The sequence below is a fragment of the Gottfriedia sp. S16(2024) genome (assembly GCF_050473765.1).
Taxonomy (GTDB): Bacteria; Bacillota; Bacilli; order Bacillales; family Bacillaceae_G; genus Gottfriedia.
In genome coordinates, this window is sequence record NZ_JBFLUO010000001.1 from 3,044,489 (window position 1) to 3,059,491 (window position 15,003).

Here is a 15,003-nt window from a genome sequence, read left to right on the forward strand (position 1 = left end):
TAGAAGGAGTTAACAATGAAAGAACAATTTATTAATGTTATTGGAGCAGGTTTAGCAGGAAGCGAGGCCGCTTATCAAATCGCAAAAAGAGGAATTAAAGTTCATTTATACGAGATGAGACCAGTTAGACAAACACCTGCTCATCATACTGACAAGTTTGCTGAATTGGTTTGTAGTAATTCACTAAGAGCGAATACATTAACGAACGCTGTAGGAGTATTAAAAGAGGAAATGAGAAGATTAGATTCAGTTATTATTCGATCTGCTGATGAGTGTGCTGTACCAGCAGGTGGTGCATTAGCTGTAGACCGACATGAGTTTGCTAGCCGAGTAACTGAGTATGTAAAAAATCATCCAAATGTTACTGTGCATAACGAAGAAATGACTAAAATTCCTGAAGGACCAACAGTAATCGCAACAGGTCCTTTAACATCACCTGAGCTATCTCAGCAATTAAAAGAATTAACGGGTGAAGATTATTTCTATTTTTATGATGCAGCGGCTCCAATCGTAGAAAAAGAAAGTATTGATTTAAATAAAGTATATTTAAAATCAAGATATGATAAAGGTGAAGCAGCTTACTTAAATTGCCCAATGACAGAAGAAGAATTTGATCGTTTTTATGAAGCATTAACCACAGCAGAAACAGTTCCTTTAAAAGAATTTGAAAAAGAGATTTTCTTTGAAGGATGTATGCCAGTTGAAGTAATGGCTAAACGTGGAAAGCAAACGTTATTATTTGGTCCAATGAAACCAGTAGGCTTAGAGGATCCAAAGACTGGTAAGACGCCACATGCAGTTGTACAACTACGTCAGGATGACAGTGCTGGAACTTTATATAATATAGTAGGATTCCAAACGCATTTAAAATGGGGCCCTCAAAAAGAAGTATTGCAATTAATACCTGGGCTTGAGAATGCTGAAATTGTACGATATGGTGTAATGCATCGAAATACGTTTATAAATTCGCCGAATCTATTAGAGGCAACCTATCGTTTTAAAGGGCGTCAAGATTTATTCTTTGCAGGTCAAATGACTGGAGTGGAAGGTTATGTAGAATCTGCAGCATCTGGTTTAGTAGCGGGAATAAATGCAGCTAGATACGTAATGGAGAAAGAATTAGTCGTATTCCCAGCAGAAACTGCAATTGGAAGTATGGCTAATTATATTACGACAACAAGTGCAAAACACTTCCAACCTATGAATGCTAACTTCGGTCTATTCCCAAGACTTGATGTAAAAATTAAAAGAAAACAAGAACGATATGAAGCTTATGCAAACCGTGCATTAGAATCAATTATGAATTTTGTAGAATGTTAAGAAAATAAATTGCAAATAGCTACTTAATATGTTAGTATGTAGTGGCTTGTGAGGAGAAATTACCTTGAATATTAAAATATTGTGTCAATTATTCATTCAGTATTTACAATTAGAGAAAAACTCTTCACAATACACATTAAATAGTTATAAAAAAATTGTTGAACAATTTCTAGTTTTTATGGAACAACAATCCATTATTTCATTTTCTTCAGTTACTTATTCTGATGTTCGTCTCTATTTAACAACTTTGCATGACAAACAGCTATCAAGACGTACAGTCTCAAAGCATATTTCTTGTTTAAGAAGTTTCTATCGTTTTCTTATGAGAGAAAATGAAGCAAAAGAGAATCCTTTTGTATTAGCGTCACTTCCTAAAAAAGAAACTATGATACCAAGATTTTTGTACAAGGAAGAACTTGAAAAACTATTTAAGATTAGCAATCTAGATACGGAACTTGGACAAAGAAATCAAGCTCTTTTAGAATTGCTATATGCTACCGGAATCCGAGTAAGCGAATGCTGTAATTTGAAATTAAAAGACATAGATTTTCAAATTGGGACTATTTTAGTAACAGGCAAAGGGAATAAACAGCGGTATATTCCCTTTGGCAGTTATGCAGAAAAAGCTCTTCATACATATATAGAAGATGGCCGAAATAGACTGATAATAGCTAACAAGCAAATGAATGACGATCTTTTTTTGAATCACCGTGGTACAAAACTAACGGCAAGAGGTGTCCGTGGTATTTTAGAAAAAATGATCAAAGATACTTCGTTGACTAATAAAATCTATCCACATATGTTAAGGCACACCTTTGCTACGCATATGCTTGATAACGGTGCTGATATTCGTAGTGTTCAAGAATTACTTGGACATGAGAATTTATCATCTACTCAAATCTATACACATGTAACGAAGGAAAGATTACAAAAAGTATACAATTTACATCATCCTAGAGCATAAACACGCTCAATTTTAGAAATTAATCGACGTTTCTAAGGAGGATTCACATGTCCAATTTTCATGCTACAACGATTTTCGCAATCAGACACGATGGTAAAAGTGCCATGGCTGGTGATGGCCAAGTAACTTTTGGGAATGCAGTAGTAATGAAGCACACTGCAAGAAAAGTTAGAAAGCTTTTTAATGGAAAAGTTTTAGCTGGTTTTGCAGGATCAGTTGCGGATGCATTTACTTTATTCGAACTTTTTGAGGGCAAGTTAGTTGAATATAATGGTAATATTCAACGAGCTGCTGTTGAATTAGCAAAAAAATGGAGAACAGATCGAGTATTACATAAACTTGAAGCATTGCTAATCGTAATGGATCATAATTCATTATTATTAATTTCTGGTACTGGTGAAGTAATTGAGCCTGACGATGGAATTCTTGCAATCGGTTCTGGAGGGAATTACGCTCTAGCAGCAGGTCGTGCATTAAAGGAAAACGCAGGTGAGAATCTTTCGGCAAAACAAATTGCATATGCTAGTTTAAAAACTGCAAGTGATATTTGTGTGTATACGAACGGAAATATAATTTTAGAAGAATTAGAATAGGAGAGTGTATTATGAGTACTTCTTTCACGCCTCGTCAAATTGTTGAAAAACTTGATCAATATATTGTTGGACAGCAACAAGCGAAAAAAGCAGTAGCAATTGCACTCAGAAATCGATATCGTAGAAGTTTACTTGAAGAGTCATTCCGTGATGAAATTTCACCAAAAAATATTTTAATGATTGGACCAACAGGTGTTGGTAAAACTGAAATTGCTAGAAGAATGGCAAAACTAGTTGGTGCGCCATTCATTAAAGTTGAAGCTACTAAATTTACAGAAGTTGGCTATGTTGGAAGAGATGTCGAATCAATGGTTCGCGATTTAGTCCAAACTTCTATTCGAATTGTAAAAGAAGAGCGTATGAGTAAGGTGAAAGATCAAGCTGAAAAAAATGCGAATCAAAGATTAGTAAAACTTCTAGCACCAAGTACGAAAAAACAAGCTTCATTCAAAAACCCACTTGAGATGCTTTTTAATCAAGATTCACAAAACTCGAATGCTGAGCAAGAAGAGAATGATACAGAATTAACATCTAAAAGAAGAAATATAGAATTTCAACTATTATCTGGAAAACTAGAAGAAGATCTTGTGTCTATTGAAGTAGAGCAACAACAAGCTCCAATGCTAGATTTTATGCAAGGAACTGGAATGGAACAAATGGGAATGAACTTCCAAGAGTCATTAGGTAGTCTATTTCCAAAGAAAACTAAAAAAAGAAAGCTTCCTGTTAAAGAAGCTCGTAAGATTTTAACGAATGAAGAAGCTCAGAAATTAATCGATATGGATGAAGTAACACAAGAAGCAGTTTTTAGAGCTGAACAACTAGGGATTATTTTCATTGATGAAATTGATAAGATTGCAAGTAAGCAAAACTCTACTCAAGATGTTTCGAGAGAGGGCGTACAAAGAGATATCTTACCAATCGTTGAGGGAAGTACGGTTGTGACAAAATATGGACCGGTTAAAACGGATCATGTTCTATTTATTGCAGCTGGTGCATTCCATATTTCCAAACCATCAGATTTAATACCTGAATTACAAGGTCGCTTCCCGATTCGTGTAGAATTAGGGAAATTATCTGTTGAAGATTTTGTTGGTATTTTAGTTGAGCCTGATTTTTCAATTATTAAACAATATAAAGCTTTATTGTCTACAGAAGGTATACAAATCGAATTTTCTGACGATGCTATACGTAGAATAGCAGAAATAGCATTTGAAGTTAATCAGACAACAGACAACATAGGCGCAAGAAGATTGCATACTATTATGGAAAAACTTCTTGAAGACCTATCGTTTGAAGCTTCTGAAATTCAAATGGGAACAATTATGATTACACCACAATATGTAAATGAAAAGCTCGCAAATATTGCAAAAGATAAAGATATAAGTCAATTCATTTTATGATTTAGCTAAGAACACTTTTGAATTCAACCATGAGATCACTAAGAGGTTCAAAGGAAACGTACAATTAAATAGGAGGCATTTAGAAAGATGCAATTATTAGAAAAAACAAGAAAGATTAATAAGTTATTACAACAATCTGCAGGGAAGCCAGTTAACTTTAAAGAAATGGCAGATACATTAGAAGAAGTTATTGAATCAAACGTATTTATTTTAAGTCGTAAAGGGAAATTATTAGGTTACGGTCTTCACCAAAAAATTGAAAATGAACGTATGCAAAAAATGTTCAGCGATCGCCAATTCCCTGAAGAATATACACAAAACCTATTTAATATTAATGAAACATCATCAAATATAGACATCAATAGTGAGCACACTGCATTCCCAGTTGAAAATAAAGATTTATTTTCTGGCGGTTTAACAACTATTGTACCGATTATCGGTGGTGGTGAGCGCTTAGGTACTCTTGTTCTAGCTCGAATTAATCATGATTTTGAAAATGATGATTTAATCTTAGCTGAATATGGCGCTACAGTAGTAGGTATGGAAATTCTACGTGAAAAAGCTGAAGAAATTGAAGAAGAAGCTAGAAGTAAAGCTGTTGTACAAATGGCTATTTCATCTCTTTCTTATAGCGAATTAGAAGCAATTGAACATATTTTTGAAGAATTAAATGGCTATGAAGGTTTATTAGTAGCAAGTAAAATCGCTGACCGTGTAGGAATTACAAGATCAGTGATCGTAAATGCACTTCGTAAATTAGAAAGTGCTGGTGTTATCGAGTCTAGATCATTAGGTATGAAAGGTACTTATATTAAAGTACTAAATGATAAATTCTTATTAGAGTTAGAGAAATTAAAATCTAACTAATAATAAAGTCACTGCTTAATGAAGACTAAAAGATAAAATTAAATTTAAACCTTTTCTCAATAAAAATTGGGAAAAGGTTTTTTGTCTTTATTAAATTAAAAAAGGGTTAGAATTGTACAGATTTTTATATTAGAATAAAATGATTAGCTAAATAGAGACTATTTTCCTTTTTTGTCTAAATGAGATATATAGACGAATTGGAAATTATGGTATGATTAAAAAATATTTACTTGATTATAGTGACAAAATATAAACATTATTTTTGTGAGGGATTTAGATAATAGAATTGTGCTGGTGTTTTACTTTTATACTGTTTTCAACTATATTGTTGTTTTTTAGTATATGTCAGTTTATTTCCACTCCAGATACATACTCTCCTTAAGACGAAGGTAAAGAAGTACAATATCAAACAAATAGAGAAAGTTTCTAGATTTAGCCTACTTTCTTTAGTCTTAAGCCTATTTTTATGTCTACCTCGTTAGCTTTAATAAATTTTTGTCATAAACAGTTAATTACTAAACAACAATTAATCAAAAAAGGCTGCTTTTTTAATTGTATAAATCATGATTTTTGTAATCTTTAAATTTGTTCTTTATTAAGTATAACAAAATTCAGGTCATCCTAAAAAATTATCTATTATATTAAAAATAGAATTCTGGAATATAGGTACAATTATTTTGAAAAAATGAAAAAAATTAATGTTTCTTATTGTGCTAAATAAAATTTCACATTATTTTAAAAAACGAGTGGGTAAATTAAAGAATTTTAATAATATAATTTTTAAAAGGAAAGAAAAGTGATCAATTGAGTTTTTGTCGAAACATACATTGTAAAAGCATTTTGAGGCTTAGTATATAAAATTATAAACGTGATGCTTTTGAATGCGAATTGGATTGATTCGTAACGAATATTGAATAAAATTAATAGATTCATATTTATTACTATTTAACCGTTTAATGCTAGGGGAATTGAAAGGCTAAATAGTAATAAAAGAAGGACTAAAAATTATATTTTCACCAAAAACTCACTATTTTAAATCAAATTGTCAATCAAGTATAAAACATAATATGGTAATTCGCTGAGGTGAAAGACGTGTTGCAAGTTCAAAAAAATGTTTCACAAAGTTATTGGAAAAGGTGGATTGAAGATCGTGATTTAGATGCAGGAGATGCGTTAATGCGGATTTATATGCCAATAGTTCATTTCCAGGTAAATAGTATAGCTCAAAGATTACCCTCAAATGTCAGCAGAGATGATTTGCACAGTTTAGCAATGTTGGGGTTATATGACGCATTAGAAAAATTTGATCCGAAAAGAGATTTAAAGTTTGAAACATATGCTTCAATTAGAATAAGTGGTAATATATTGGATGGTCTTCGTAAAGAAGACTGGTTACCTAGATCAATTAGAGATAAGGCAAAAAAAATTGATTTTGCAATTGAAAAGTTAGAACCGGATCTTCAAAGAAAAGCTACACCTGAAGAAATAGCAGAGTATACTGGATATACTTCGATGGAAGTTGTTAATGTCACAAATGATGTGTTTTTCTCTAATCTGTTGTCTATAGATGAACAAATCAAAGATGCAGGAGATGGACAAGTTAATTTTATTCATACAATAAAAGATCATGAAACATTAACACCAGAAGAAATGCTACTGAAAGATGAACAAATAAGGCTACTTGCAAAGACGATTGTTACTGAATTAAATGAGAAAGAACAGCTAGTAATAAGCTTGTATTATCATGAAGAGTTAACATTGACTGAAATTGGAGCAATTATTAATTTATCGACTTCTAGGGTTTCTCAGATTCATGCTAAGTCTATTTTTAAATTAAGGGACCTTTTAAGTAAAAAATAATAGGAGCCTTGTAATTTCTACATTGTAAATTTAGAAATTTTAACAGGCAATTCTATTAGAAATGATCAGTATTAATGATTTTATGTTTTTAATTAGATAAAGGAAATCAGCCTCACATTACTTACTTTATTGACAATTTCTTTTTTTACAATTTAATAAAATATGAAGAAGAATACGATTAAGTTGAATAAATTAACAAAAATTCCCAATACTGATAATGATTCAGTAATTGGGTCAGGTGAATTCTCAATTCACAAATCACTAAATTTATTGCATTCATTTGTTAATCATTTAGTAGGATGAAAATGGAAGATAGAATTATTTAGAGTAAAGGAAAAGCAAACATTGTTGAAACTTCGACAATAATTTCTCGTTTTCTCTTGTAAAATAATGATGTATATGCTATAGTAGTCCATGGTGTTAATACACACGCTTGCCGATTTTCTTATTGGTGCTACCCAGTTTGGGAGTGATAGGAGAAGAAGACGTGAGCGGAGGAAAAAGAACCATTAGGAGGAAATAAAATGTCAGTAATTTCTATGAAGCAATTATTAGAAGCTGGTGTTCACTTCGGTCACCAAACACGCCGTTGGAACCCAAAAATGAAACGTTACATCTTCACTGAGCGTAACGGTATCTACATCATCGACCTACAAAAAACAGTTAAAAAGGTTGAAGAATGTTACAACGTAATGAAAGGTATCGCTGCTGAAGGTGGAAACATCCTTTTCGTTGGTACTAAAAAACAAGCTCAAGAAGCTATTAAAGATGAAGCAATCCGTTCTGGTATGTACTTCATTAACCAACGTTGGTTAGGTGGAACGTTAACAAACTTCCAAACAATCCAAAAACGTGTTAAACGTTTAAAAGATATCGAAAGAATGCAAGAAGATGGCACATTCGAAGTGTTACCTAAGAAAGAAGTTATTCAACTTAAAAAAGAATTAGAACGTCTTGAAAAATTCTTAGGCGGAATCAAAGACATGAAGCAACTTCCTGATGCATTATTCGTTGTTGATCCTCGTAAAGAGCGTATCGCTGTTGCTGAAGCTCGTAAGTTAAACATTCCTATCATCGGTATTGTTGACACTAACTGTGATCCAGATGAAATCGATCACGTTATCCCAGCAAACGACGATGCTATTAGAGCTGTAAAACTTCTTACATCAAAAATGGCAGATGCGATTCTTGAAGCGAAACAAGGCGAAGAAACAACTGCTTAATGAGAAATTGAAAGGTGATAAGAGGTTTTAGCCTTTTATCACCTTTTTTTAAGGTTAAAATAATCGAAAATTGTTTACCTTATAAAACGATTGAATAAAATAAGCTTACATATAGGAGATGAATTATTATGGCAATTACTGCACAAATGGTAAAAGAATTACGTGAAAAAACTGGCGCTGGTATGATGGATTGCAAAAAAGCGTTAACTGAAACTGAAGGTAACATGGACAAAGCAATCGACTACCTACGTGAAAAAGGTATCGCTAAAGCTGCTAAAAAAGGTGACCGTATCGCTGCTGAAGGTTTAACTTTCGTTGAAGTAGCTGGAAACGATGCAGTACTAATCGAAGTAAACTCTGAAACTGATTTCGTTGCTAAAAACGAAGGTTTCAAAGAATTAGGATCTGTTCTTGCAAAACACATCGTTGCTAACAAACCTGCAACTGTTGAAGAAGCTTTAGCACAAACAATGGAAACTGGTGAAACTGTTGAAACTTACATCAACCATGCAATTGCTAAAATCGGAGAAAAAATCTCATTACGTCGTTTTGAATTAGTTTCTAAAACAGATGCTGACGCATTTGGTGCTTACTTACACAGTGGCGGTCGTATCGGTGTTCTTTCAGTTGTAGAAGGAACAACTAAAGAAGATGTTGCTAAAGACGTATCTATGCATATCGCTGCAATCAACCCTAAATATATCTCTCGTGATGCTGTTTCTCAAGAAGAAGTTGAGCATGAGCGTGGAATTTTAACTCAACAAGCATTAAATGAAGGTAAACCTGAAAACATCGTTGCTAAAATGGTAGAAGGACGTATTGGTAAATACTTCGAAGAAATCTGCTTATTAGATCAATCTTTCGTTAAAAACCCAGACGTTAAAGTAGGTCAATTCGTAAAAGCTGCTAACGGAACTGTTAAATCATTCGTTCGTTATGAAGTTGGAGAAGGCTTAGAAAAACGTGAAGATAACTTTGCTGAAGAAGTAATGAATCAAGTAAAAGGTAACTAATTTAGTTACTTTGAATGAAAATAGGGGACACTATGTGTTCCCTATTTTTTAAAGAAACGTAAATACATAGATGTACGTAAATGGAGGGTATTATGAGTAAAGCAAAATATAATCGCGTAGTATTAAAACTTAGTGGTGAAGCACTAGCTGGCGGACAAGGATTTGGAATTAATCCTTCAGTTATTAAATCAATTGCAGAGCAAGTTAAAGAAATTGCAGAACTTGATGTTGAAGTAGCAGTAGTAGTAGGTGCTGGTAACATTTGGCGTGGTAAAACAGGTAGCGAAATGGGTATGGACCGAGCTACAGCAGACTACATGGGCATGTTAGGTACTGTAATGAACTCATTAGCACTTCAAGATAGTCTTGAAACACTTGGTGTACAATCTCGTGTACAATCATCAATTGAAATGCGTCAAGTTGCAGAACCATATATCCGTCGTAAAGCAATTCGTCATTTAGAGAAAAAACGTGTTGTAATTTTTGCTGCTGGTACAGGAAATCCTTATTTCTCAACTGATACTACTGCTGCATTACGTGCTGCTGAAATTGAAGCAGATGTTATTTTAATGGCAAAAAATAATGTAGACGGAGTATATTCAGCTGACCCATCTATCGATAAAACTGCTGTAAAATACGAAACTCTTACATATTTAGACGTATTAAAAGAAGGTTTAGGTGTAATGGATTCAACGGCATCTTCTTTATGTATGGACAATGATATTCCATTAATTGTATTCTCAATTATGGAAGAAGGAAATATTAAACGTGCCGTACTAGGCGAAAATATTGGAACAATAGTAAGGGGGAAATAAAAATGTCTAATCAAATCATTTCTTTAGCAAAAGAAAAAATGACAAAAGCTGTTTCTGCTTTCTCTAGGGAATTAGCAACAGTACGTGCTGGTCGTGCGAACCCAGCTATCTTAGATAGAGTTTTAGTTGAATATTATGGTGCTCCAACGCCAATCAACCAAATGGCAAATATTTCAGTACCAGAAGCAAGATTATTATTAATTACACCTTACGATAAAACAGTAATTAATGATATGGATAAAGCGATTCAAAAAGCTGACTTAGGCTTAAATCCTTCAAATGATGGAACTGTAATCAGAATTAGTTTCCCACCATTAACAGAAGAGCGTCGTCGCGATTTAGTAAAAGTAGTTAAAAAATCTGCTGAAGATGCTAAAGTAGCAGTACGTAACATCCGCCGTGATGCAAATGATGATCTTAAAAAATCAGAAAAAAATGGCGAAATTACTGAAGATGAATTACGTGGTCTTGTAGAAGACATTCAAAAACAAACTGATTCACATATCGAAAAAATCGATGGAATCACAAAAGAAAAAGAAAAAGAGATAATGGAAGTTTAATACTGCATTGCAAGGTATATCTTACTAGCGCTTAGAAAAATAATGAATTTTTCACATTATGCTATTACATAATTTCATTATTGCATTATAATTAAATAAACTAAGCGCTTTGAGTAAAAAGACCCTCTGTTTAAGGGGGTTTTTTTACTCAATGCTTTAATTAGATATACTTAAACGGAGGATTAAAGATGTTTAAATTAATTTCTTTTTTTAAAAGAAATAAAGAAGAGAAAAATGTACCTCCAAGTTCGCAATTAAATGGGGTCGACGGAGTAATTCCTGAGCATGTTGCAATAATAATGGATGGTAATGGTAGATGGGCACAAAAGAGGAATCTACCAAGGGTTAAAGGACACTATGAGGGAATGAAAGTAGTTCGAAAAATAGCAAGAACTGCTAGTAAATTAGGTGTAAAGACTTTAACGTTATATGCTTTTTCAACTGAGAATTGGAAAAGACCTAAAACTGAAGTAGAATTCTTAATGAAGTTACCACAAGAATTTCTAGGGACATTTTTACCTGAATTAATCGAAGAAAATGTGCAGGTAAGGTTAACTGGAAATAAAGAGCAATTACCAAGCTATACAACAGAAGCAGTATTAAGAGCAGTAGAGGAAACAAAAAATAATACGGGTATGGTATTAAATTTTGCTCTAAATTATGGATCTAGAGACGAAATTATTTCTGCTGTTAAAAAGATTTCTTCGGATGTATTGGATAATAAAATAAATAAAGAAGAAATTAATGAAGACTTGTTCAATCGTTATTTAATGACTAGTGATTTTAAAGATCCAGATTTGTTAATTAGAACAAGTGGTGAATTAAGGATTAGTAATTTTATGCTTTGGCAAATTGCTTATTCAGAACTATATTTTACAGATGTATTATGGCCCGATTTTACCGAAGAAAGTTTAATTGATGCTATAAAAGAATATCAAAATCGAGCAAGAAGATATGGTGGTATTTAAGAAAGCGGTGAACGAACTTGAAACAGCGTATTATAACAGGAGTTATAGCTGGAGCTTTATTTTTAGGATTAGTAATATTTGGTAAATGGCCATTCGGGTTACTTGTATTTGCACTTGGCACAATCGGTTATTTTGAATTGATTAGAATGAAAAAGTTTAATTTATTTAGTGCACAAACTGTACTTGGATTAATCTTAACATGGGTAGCAATTACACCAACTGCTTTATCAAATAACCTTTTTCCTATAGAAATCGGTAAAACTGAAATTTCAATTGTACTAATCCTATTACTTTTATCATATACGGTAATTACAAAGAATACATTTACTTTTGAAGATGCTTCTTTTGTAGTGCTAAGTAGTTTATATGTAGGTTACGGATTTCATTATATGTACGAGATGAGAAATATGGGCATTTCATACTTCTTCTTCCCATTATTCGTAATATGGGCAACTGATTCGGGTGCATATTTTATTGGGAAAGCCACAGGTAAAACAAAACTTTGGCCTGATATTAGTCCCAATAAAACGATTGAAGGTTCGATCGGTGGAATTATTTGTGCTGTAGTAGTTGCAGTAATTTTATCGATTATGTTAACTTTAAATCATTCAATACTATATTTAGTACTAGTAGCTGTTCTTGTTTCGATTTTTGGTCAATTAGGTGATCTCGTACAATCTGCATATAAAAGGTACTACGGCGTTAAAGACTCAGGAAATTTATTACCTGGTCATGGTGGGATTTTAGACAGATTTGATAGTATCATTTTCACATTGCCAATAGTCTATTTACTATTTGCGTTATAGTATTAGTTTTTGTATTTAAGGAGACATATGAAAATGAAGAAAATCAGCTTACTCGGGGCAACTGGTTCAATCGGTATACAAACACTCGATATTATTAGAAATCAATCAAATGATTTTGATTTAGTCGCGTGTTCAGCTGGAAGAAATATTGATGAATTATATAAGATTATTTTAGAATTTAAACCAAAACTAGTTTCAGTTGCAGGTAAAGAAGAAGCTGAAAAACTGAAGAGCTTAGGGATCCCTTCGAAAACCAAAGTTTTATATGGTGAAGAAGGTCTTATCGAAGTTGCAGTCCATGAAGACAGTACAATACTTGTAAACGCTGTTGTTGGAAGTGTAGGTTTAGTTCCAACTATGAAAGCAATCCAAAATGGTAAAACAATCGCATTGGCGAATAAAGAGACATTAGTAACAGCAGGTCATATTGTAATGGCTGAAGCAGAAAAATATGGTGTCTCAATTTTACCAGTAGATAGTGAGCATTCAGCAATCTATCAATGTTTAAATGGTGAAAATCATAGTGAAATACATAAATTAATCATCACAGCTTCAGGTGGTAGTTTCAGAGATAAAACAAGGGATCAATTAAAAGATGTTACAATTGAAGATGCCCTAAACCATCCAAATTGGTCAATGGGTGCAAAGATTACAATTGATTCTGCTACAATGATGAATAAAGGATTAGAAGTGATTGAAGCACATTGGCTTTTTAATATGCCATATGAAAAAATTGATGTAGTACTACATAGAGAAAGTGTTATTCACTCTATGATTGAATTCGATGACGGAAGTGTAATTGCACAATTAGGAACACCTGATATGAGAGTACCAATCGCCTATGCACTAAACTATCCTTCAAGAAAACCAATTAATAATCATAAGCCATTAGATTTAATTAAATTTGGGACACTTCATTTCCAAGAGATGGATTTTAACAGGTTTAAATGTTTGGATTATGCTTATCAAGCAGGAAAAGTTGGCGGTAGTTTACCAACTGTATTAAATGCAGCAAATGAGGAAGCGGTAGCTGCTTTTTTACAGAATAAAATATCATTCTTACAAATTGAGAATTTAATAGAAAACGCTCTTGAAAAACACAATGTATTAAGTAAACCTTCATTAGAAGAAATTCGTAACATTGATGAACAAACAAGACAATTCGTTTCATCACTAATAAAGTAAGGGTGGTAATTACATGAATACAGTTATAGCGTTTGTTGTCATTTTTGGCGCACTTGTATTTTTTCATGAACTAGGACATCTATATTTTGCAAAACGTGCTGGTATATTATGTAGAGAATTTGCGATTGGATTTGGACCAAAGGTTTTCTCATTTTTTCGAAATGAAACTACATACACAATAAGATTATTGCCGCTTGGTGGTTATGTTCGTTATGCCGGAGAAGATCCAGAAATGGTACAAGTAAAGCCTGGATCACATATCGGTTTACAATTTAATGCAATCGGAGAAGTTACGAAAATTGCAGTTGATCAGTTTGACCGTTTCCAAGATCTTCGTTTTGTTGAAGTTGATTCAATAGATTTAGAGCATAAGTTAGAAATCATTGGTACCGAAGAAGGAACTGAAGGCGTTTCAAAATTCAATGTAAATGAAAAAGCGTTCATTTATAGTGAAGGACAAGGACACCAGATTGCTCCGTATAACCGACAATTTAATAGTAAATCCGTAGGAAAAAGAGCGATTGCTATTTTTGCAGGCCCAATGATGAATTTTATTCTAGCTTTAGTGATTTTTATCTTATTGGGATTACTTCAAGGAACTCCAGTAAATGATGCTAAAATTGGTGAATTACTTCCAAAAGGTCCAGCACAAACTGCTGGTCTAAAAGAAGGTGACATTGTTTTATCAATTGATAATAAAGATGTTTCAAAATGGGCAGAAGTAGTTAAAATTGTTAGAGAAAGCCCAAGTAAAGAATTATTATTTAAAGTGAAAAGAGATAGCAAAGTTATTTCGATTCCAATCACTCCAAAATCAGAAACAATCGATCATAAAGTTAATGGATTAATTGGTGTTTATGCCCCTGTTGAAAAAAATGTTTTTTCTTCGGTTAAATATGGCATAACTGAAACAATTGGATGGACAAAAGAAATTGTATTAGCAGTTGGTCATTTAGTATCTGGTCAATTCTCAATCAATAATCTTTCTGGTCCAGTTGGTATTTATCAAGTAACTGATCAGGCTGCACAATCAGGTATTTTCTACTTAATGAAATGGGCAGCATTTTTAAGTATCAACCTTGGTATTATGAATTTATTGCCATTACCAGCTCTTGATGGAGGAAGACTAACATTTTTTGCAATAGAAGCATTAAGAGGTCGACCTATTGATCGCCAAAAAGAAGGTGTCGTTCACTTTATTGGTTTTGCGCTTTTAATGTTATTAATGATCATCGTAACTTGGAACGATATTAAAAGATTTTTCTTATAAGAAGCTCTGTTTAATTTAATCGTGTAATTTCATGAATTTTGTTTAAGAATCCGCGACTTACTTGCTTATAAAACGGGCTTAGTGACATATTATTTGTCAATTAGCCCGTTTTAAGTGGGAGCGGATTCTTATCTTACAAAGCTCTTTTTTTAGAAT

The 15,003-nt window shown here is 32.9% G+C and carries 14 protein-coding genes; all 14 read left to right on the plus strand.

Features of this window, described 5'->3' with window-relative positions:
* Positions 1-15: 15 nt before the first annotated feature.
* Entirely contained in the window at positions 16-1,320 is a 1,305-nt protein-coding gene (gene trmFO, locus AB1282_RS14235; protein WP_056470875.1) for an FADH(2)-oxidizing methylenetetrahydrofolate--tRNA-(uracil(54)-C(5))-methyltransferase TrmFO, read from the plus strand.
* A 64-nt stretch (positions 1,321-1,384) separates the two neighbouring features.
* The gene (gene xerC, locus AB1282_RS14240) at positions 1,385-2,284 is read left to right on the plus strand and encodes a tyrosine recombinase XerC (protein WP_056470873.1); all 900 of its coding nucleotides are present in this window, start codon (positions 1,385-1,387) and stop codon (positions 2,282-2,284) included.
* 47 nt (positions 2,285-2,331) lie between these two features.
* On the plus strand, positions 2,332-2,877 hold the full coding sequence (hslV, locus tag AB1282_RS14245) for an ATP-dependent protease subunit HslV (RefSeq protein WP_056470870.1): 546 nt from the start codon (positions 2,332-2,334) through the stop codon (positions 2,875-2,877).
* A gap of 11 nt (positions 2,878-2,888) precedes the next feature.
* Complete coding sequence (gene hslU, locus AB1282_RS14250) at positions 2,889-4,280, plus strand: ATP-dependent protease ATPase subunit HslU (protein WP_056470868.1); 1,392 nt, start codon at positions 2,889-2,891, stop codon at positions 4,278-4,280.
* An 87-nt stretch (positions 4,281-4,367) separates the two neighbouring features.
* Entirely contained in the window at positions 4,368-5,147 is a 780-nt protein-coding gene (codY, locus tag AB1282_RS14255; RefSeq protein ID WP_056470865.1) for a GTP-sensing pleiotropic transcriptional regulator CodY, read from the plus strand.
* Positions 5,148-6,242: 1,095 nt separating this feature from the next.
* On the plus strand, positions 6,243-7,007 hold the full coding sequence (locus tag AB1282_RS14260; protein ID WP_429899374.1) for a FliA/WhiG family RNA polymerase sigma factor: 765 nt from the start codon (positions 6,243-6,245) through the stop codon (positions 7,005-7,007).
* Between the two features lie 524 nt (positions 7,008-7,531).
* The gene (gene rpsB / locus AB1282_RS14265) at positions 7,532-8,230 is read left to right on the plus strand and encodes a 30S ribosomal protein S2 (protein WP_056470859.1); all 699 of its coding nucleotides are present in this window, start codon (positions 7,532-7,534) and stop codon (positions 8,228-8,230) included.
* 128 nt (positions 8,231-8,358) lie between these two features.
* A complete protein-coding gene (gene tsf, locus AB1282_RS14270) occupies positions 8,359-9,243 on the plus strand; it encodes a translation elongation factor Ts (protein WP_056470857.1) in 885 nt (294 codons plus the stop codon).
* A gap of 92 nt (positions 9,244-9,335) precedes the next feature.
* The gene (pyrH, locus tag AB1282_RS14275; protein ID WP_056470854.1) at positions 9,336-10,058 is read left to right on the plus strand and encodes a UMP kinase; all 723 of its coding nucleotides are present in this window, start codon (positions 9,336-9,338) and stop codon (positions 10,056-10,058) included.
* A 2-nt stretch (positions 10,059-10,060) separates the two neighbouring features.
* Positions 10,061-10,618 carry a ribosome recycling factor gene (gene frr, locus AB1282_RS14280; RefSeq protein WP_056470851.1) on the plus strand — a complete coding sequence of 186 codons (558 nt, stop codon included), beginning with the start codon at positions 10,061-10,063 and terminating at the stop codon, positions 10,616-10,618.
* A gap of 188 nt (positions 10,619-10,806) precedes the next feature.
* Positions 10,807-11,586, plus strand: coding sequence for an isoprenyl transferase (locus AB1282_RS14285; protein ID WP_056470848.1), 780 nt, complete (start codon positions 10,807-10,809; stop codon positions 11,584-11,586).
* Positions 11,587-11,603: 17 nt separating this feature from the next.
* Complete coding sequence (locus AB1282_RS14290; protein ID WP_056470844.1) at positions 11,604-12,392, plus strand: phosphatidate cytidylyltransferase; 789 nt, start codon at positions 11,604-11,606, stop codon at positions 12,390-12,392.
* Positions 12,393-12,425: 33 nt separating this feature from the next.
* Complete coding sequence (gene dxr / locus AB1282_RS14295; RefSeq protein ID WP_429899375.1) at positions 12,426-13,577, plus strand: 1-deoxy-D-xylulose-5-phosphate reductoisomerase; 1,152 nt, start codon at positions 12,426-12,428, stop codon at positions 13,575-13,577.
* Positions 13,578-13,590: 13 nt separating this feature from the next.
* Positions 13,591-14,847 (plus strand): RIP metalloprotease RseP, encoded by a 1,257-nt coding sequence (gene rseP, locus AB1282_RS14300; protein ID WP_056470840.1) that lies wholly within the window; start codon positions 13,591-13,593, stop codon positions 14,845-14,847.
* The last annotated feature ends 156 nt before the right edge of the window (positions 14,848-15,003 follow it).

Bases quoted from the DNA above. Each gene is read 5' to 3' on its own strand.
- codY (WP_056470865.1), top strand. From the start codon at position 4,368: ATGCAATTATTAGAAAAAACAAGAAAGATTAATAAGTTATTACAACAA.
- rpsB (WP_056470859.1), top strand. From the start codon at position 7,532: ATGTCAGTAATTTCTATGAAGCAATTATTAGAAGCTGGTGTTCACTTC.
- tsf (WP_056470857.1), top strand. From the start codon at position 8,359: ATGGCAATTACTGCACAAATGGTAAAAGAATTACGTGAAAAAACTGGC.
- AB1282_RS14285 (WP_056470848.1), top strand. From the start codon at position 10,807: ATGTTTAAATTAATTTCTTTTTTTAAAAGAAATAAAGAAGAGAAAAAT.
- dxr (WP_429899375.1), top strand. From the start codon at position 12,426: ATGAAGAAAATCAGCTTACTCGGGGCAACTGGTTCAATCGGTATACAA.
- trmFO (WP_056470875.1), top strand. From the start codon at position 16: ATGAAAGAACAATTTATTAATGTTATTGGAGCAGGTTTAGCAGGAAGC.
- frr (WP_056470851.1), top strand. From the start codon at position 10,061: ATGTCTAATCAAATCATTTCTTTAGCAAAAGAAAAAATGACAAAAGCT.
- hslV (WP_056470870.1), top strand. From the start codon at position 2,332: ATGTCCAATTTTCATGCTACAACGATTTTCGCAATCAGACACGATGGT.
- rseP (WP_056470840.1), top strand. From the start codon at position 13,591: ATGAATACAGTTATAGCGTTTGTTGTCATTTTTGGCGCACTTGTATTT.
- hslU (WP_056470868.1), top strand. From the start codon at position 2,889: ATGAGTACTTCTTTCACGCCTCGTCAAATTGTTGAAAAACTTGATCAA.
- pyrH (WP_056470854.1), top strand. From the start codon at position 9,336: ATGAGTAAAGCAAAATATAATCGCGTAGTATTAAAACTTAGTGGTGAA.